Below are 3,043 nucleotides of genomic sequence, written 5' to 3'. Positions count from 1 at the left end.
CGGTTCGCCGGGCGATCGCGCGGCCCCAGCCCCTGAACCGGCGCGACCGGGAGCAGTTGGTCGATGTCTTTGCGGCAGCCACGGACGCCACGCTGGGGCGCTACGCGGCGGCCGACGCCGGTTCGCGCCGCGGTGGCGCGGTGCGTCGTTGGTGGCCACTCGCGGTGGCCGCCGTCGCCGTCCTCGCCGCAGGCACCTACCTGACGCGCTCGCTCAACGCCGGCGGCGTCCTGGTCTGCTTCCTCCTGGTCGCCCTGTTCGCGGGCGCCGCGCACGGCGCCTTCGTGACCCGCCAGCGCGTGCTCGCGGGGCGTTCCGCCGTGGGCACAGCTGCGCGCGATCAGGTCCTCGGGTTCCGCCGGTTCCTGGCCACCGCGGAAGCCGACCAACTCGACTTCGAGGCCGGCGAGGACATCTACCGCCGCCACCTGCCCTGGGCCGCCCTCTTCGGCCTCACCGAGCGCTGGACGCGCGTCGGTCAGGAGCTCGCCGCCGCCGGACTCATCGAGGCCATCGACCTGAGCGATCTCGGTCTGACGTCGGCCGCCGACGCGGACGCCGCCGTGCGACTCGGTGCCGGCCTCGCGCGGGCCGCCCGGGTCGTGCGTCCGGTCCCGGCCCCGATCCGCCACCTGGCCAGGTGCTTCGCGGCCGCGCGCACGAGCCGCCGGGCAGGCGGCTCGTGGGGCGGGGGCTCGTCGGGCAGTCGTGGCGGCTCGTTCTCGGGGGGGCAGTTCGGGCAGTTCGTCGAGGTCGCGTGGCGGCGGCCGCGGCGGCTCCGGCGGTGGGGGCACGAGCGGCCACAGCTGGTAGAGACCCGCCCGCACACTCCACGCCCCGCCGACCGAGGCGTACCGTGATGGAAACGGGGTGGACACGGGGGGGTGGTGACCGTGGAGTTGCTCGAGCCCGCCGGAAGGGCGCGGGGCGGCGTCCTCGTGGTGCACTCGTGGTGGGGACTGACCGACTCGTTCCGCCGTTACGGCGCTGCGCTGGCGGCGGAGGGCTACCGGGTGGGCCTGGCCGACCTCTTCGGGGGCGCGACCGCGACCACCGAGGACGAGGCCCGTGCCTTGCGGGCCGCCCGGCGACCACGCCCGGACTACCGCACCCTGTCCGCCGGGCTCGACGCCGTGCGGGGCGCGGCGGCCGACCTGCCGCTGGCCACCGTCGGGTTCTCGATGGGCGGGCACTGGGCGGCCTGGCTCGCGGGGCGCGCAGCCTACGGGCTGTCCGCCGCCGTGCTCTACTACGCGGCGCGCGCCTCGCACGTCGACGGGCGGGCGGGCTTGCTCGCCCACTTCGCGGCGGCTGACCCTTGGGTGTCTGCCTCCGCGCGTGGGGGTATGGAACGCGCGCTGCACCGGGCCGGGCGTCGCTACGTCGCCCACGACTACCCGGGCACGGGTCACTGGTTCGCCGAATCGGACCGGACGGACGCCTACCACCCCGAGGCGTCCGCGCTCGCCCTGGCGCGCGACATCGCGTTCCTGAGCGCTCACCTCGACCGGGCCACCGCGGGCGTCGGCCGCGACGCGGGTTAGAGGTCGCGAGGGGGTGCCGGCCCGCAGGCCGGCACCCCCTCGCGGGCCAGGTCAGGCGTCCAGGACGCCGTGCTTCACGAGGATGCCGCGGACGCCCTCGGCGCCGTGGGTGCGGTCGTGGAACTCGGCGTTGAGGCCGACGGAACGGGCGGCGTCCACGTTGGCCTGGAGGTCGTCCATGAAGAGCGTGGTCGACGGGTCGAGGCCGAGCTCGTCGATGATCGCCCGGAAGAAGGCGGGATCAGGCTTGGCGAGGTGCATCTGCCAGCTGTGGAACTGGCGGATGACGTCGGGGTAGAGCTCGAGGTGGTCGACCATGTACTGGCCGCGCTCGGGCTGCTGGTTGGTGGCGAGGTAGACGTCGACGCCCTTCGCGCGGAGTTCCTTCATCATGGCGAGGACCTCGGGGTCGGGCTCGATGTCGTTCCAGATGGCGTACATGTCCTCGACGTCGGCGTCGAGGCCCTTCTCGGCGACGAACGCGCGCAGGTCGGCGTCGAAGTCGCGCTCTCCGGTCAGGTTGGGGTGCTCCACGTCGGAGATCTCCTCGAGGGTGGCCTGGCCGTTGAGGAGCTTGGACATGCGCTCCATGAACACCCAGTTGTACTGGGTCACACCGTCGGCGTCGAAAAGGACAGTCTGGATCGTCATGGAGAGCAGCCTATCGGGGGTTGCGCGCCTGAGCGGAAACGATTGACACAACCGTGGCAACTGGCCCGGGGCTCCGGCGAGCGAGCGCCCACCCGGCGTCAGCGCCGGCGGCGGGCGACCTCGGCCAGCGCCCACTCGGCCCACTCCAGCCGGTGCCGTTCGTAGCCGAGCCCGATCGGCACGGTGAGCGCGGCGGCGAAGGTTGGGTCGTCGCGCGGCGGCTCGGAGTCGAGCCCGGCGAGGAGTCCCTCGAATCGCGCCACGCCGGCCGCCGCCTCGGCCCGCAGTCCGTCGAGAAGCCCCGCGAGCTCGTCGTCGTCGAGCAGCCAGGCGCAGGAGAGCTTGACCGTCGTCGGACTGTTGGGCGGCGGCGGGGGCTCCGGGGTGCGCGCCCACGCACGCAACGCCGCCAGCCCGTCCGGGGTGATCGTGTAGGTCTTCGTCGGTCGCGGCCCCGGCCCGTCTGACTCGGCGACGCCAGCCCAGCCGCGCTCGGCCAGGCGGGCGAGTTCGGGGTAGATCTGGCTGTGTTGGGCGGTCCAGTAGCGCCCGACCGGGCTCCTCATGGCGGCGGCGATGTCGTAGCCGGTCGCCGGGCCGCGGGCCAGCTCGGCCAGAATCGCATATGTCAGGGTTGACATGCACGCTAGCGTACTGGCATGTCGAAGTTGACATACATGGCCGGCCCCAGTTCCACGGCACCGACATCGCCGCGGACGCCCCCGGCATCGACGTGCCGGCGCTGTTCGTCTTCTCCGCGAGCGACGCGGCCGACCGGGACGCCGTCGCGGCCGCCATGGCGGCCATGCCCACGCCGGACAAGAAGCTCCTCGAGACGAGCCAGGGGC

4 protein-coding genes and 1 pseudogene are annotated in these 3,043 nt (G+C 73.6%); 3 read left to right on the top strand and 2 right to left on the bottom strand.

The features are described 5' to 3' along the window. Together Q1K57_RS15290 and Q1K57_RS15285 are read left to right on the top strand one after the other, a co-directional pair. A pseudogene (locus tag Q1K57_RS15290) lies at nucleotides 1–860 on the top strand (DUF2207 domain-containing protein); the annotation flags it as partial. Between the two features lie 33 nt (nucleotides 861–893). Continuing rightward, entirely contained in the window at nucleotides 894–1,544 is a 651-nt protein-coding gene (locus Q1K57_RS15285; RefSeq protein WP_300084198.1) for a dienelactone hydrolase family protein, read from the top strand. 51 nt (nucleotides 1,545–1,595) lie between these two features. Here the strand turns inward: Q1K57_RS15285 and Q1K57_RS15280 are convergent, their stop codons facing one another. Continuing rightward, a complete protein-coding gene (locus Q1K57_RS15280) occupies nucleotides 1,596–2,195 on the bottom strand; it encodes an HAD-IA family hydrolase (protein ID WP_300084196.1) in 600 nt (199 codons plus the stop codon). Nucleotides 2,196–2,293: 98 nt separating this feature from the next. After that, nucleotides 2,294–2,836, bottom strand: a complete 543-nt coding sequence (locus tag Q1K57_RS15275; protein ID WP_300084195.1) for a PadR family transcriptional regulator — start codon at nucleotides 2,834–2,836, stop codon at nucleotides 2,294–2,296. On the opposite strand from Q1K57_RS15275, the gene Q1K57_RS15270 reads away from it, so the two are divergent. After that, a partial coding sequence (locus tag Q1K57_RS15270; RefSeq protein ID WP_300084193.1) for a hypothetical protein occupies nucleotides 2,830–3,043 on the top strand: 214 nt, incomplete at its 3' end. The two genes, Q1K57_RS15275 and Q1K57_RS15270, sit on opposite strands and share 7 nt — an antisense overlap.

Source organism: Propioniciclava sp. (assembly GCF_029977985.1).
Classification (GTDB): domain Bacteria; phylum Actinomycetota; class Actinomycetes; order Propionibacteriales; family Propionibacteriaceae; genus Propioniciclava.
Note: the sequence above shows the minus strand (reverse complement) of the source record. Positions and strands in the feature narration are given on the sequence as shown.

Coding starts and splice junctions, on each gene's coding strand:
- Q1K57_RS15280 (WP_300084196.1), bottom strand. CDS start 2,195: ATGACGATCCAGACTGTCCTTTTCGACGCCGACGGTGTGACCCAGTAC.
- Q1K57_RS15275 (WP_300084195.1), bottom strand. CDS start 2,836: ATGTCAACCCTGACATATGCGATTCTGGCCGAGCTGGCCCGCGGCCCG.